The 887-nt window shown below is 67.4% G+C and carries 1 protein-coding gene; it reads right to left on the bottom strand.

Annotation, left to right across the window (positions count from 1 at the left end):
• Positions 1–6: 6 nt before the first annotated feature.
• A protein-coding gene (locus JHAT_RS34265; protein WP_375603606.1) for an IS5 family transposase occupies positions 7–824 on the bottom strand; the annotation gives its coding sequence in 2 pieces (ribosomal slippage) (positions 7–461 and positions 461–824; 819 coding nt in all).
• Positions 825–887: the final 63 nt, after the last annotated feature.

Here is an 887-nt window from a genome sequence, read left to right as displayed (position 1 = left end):
GAGGTCCTAACAAAGGCGTTGGACGTGGCGGTGGGTGATCAGGCAGGTGGCGAGTCCGAGGAAGGCTTCATGGATGTCGTCGCGTCGTTCCCAGCGGATCCGCAGTCGACGGAAGCCGTGCAGCCATGCGATCGTGCGCTCGACCACGTAGCGGAAGATGCCCAGGCCGCTGCCATGGTCCTGGCCTCGTTCGGCGATGACCGGTCGGATCCCGTGTTGTCGCAGCAGGCGGCGGTACTTGTCGTGGTCGTAGCCGCGGTCGGCGAGGAGAGCGTCGGGCCTGCGTCTGGGCCGGCCGACCGTGCCGGCCACGGCCGGGACCTTGTCCAGCAGCGGCAGCAGCTGGGTGACATCGTTGCGGTTTCCGCCGGTCAGCGACACCGCGAGCGGGATGCCCTGGCCGTCGGTGAGGACGTGGTGCTTGCTGCCCGGCCGTGTACGGTCGACCGGACTGGGCCCGCTTTTGGGCCGCGCCGAGCGGCCCGCACGTGGGAGGAGTCGATCACCGCCCGCGACCAGTCCGGCTTCTTCGCCGACCGCAGCTTCTTCAGCAGCACCAGGTGCAGCTCCTCCCACACACCGGCCTCGTTCCAGGCGGCCAGGCGACGCCAGCACGTCATGCCGGATCCGAAACCCAGTTCCTGGGGCAGGTACTCCCACTGGATGCCGGTGTGCAGCACGAACAGGATCCCGCACAGGGCCTGCCGGTCCGGGACCCGCGGCCTTCCCTCCACCAGCTTGGGGCCCGGCTCCGGAAGCAACGGCTCGATGAGCGACCACAGTTCGTCCGACACGATCCATGGCCGTGACTGTCGTTTCCCCACGAACAGCCCAACGACCACCCAAGCCGAAAGTCACATGATCAACAACTTCTGTTAGGACCTCTT

Origin of the sequence: Streptomyces sp. JHA26 (genome assembly GCF_002005565.1) — a bacterium.
Classification (GTDB): Bacteria; Actinomycetota; Actinomycetes; order Streptomycetales; family Streptomycetaceae; genus Streptomyces.
The sequence above is the reverse complement of the archived record's forward strand: the minus strand, read 5'-3'. Positions and strand labels throughout refer to the sequence as shown.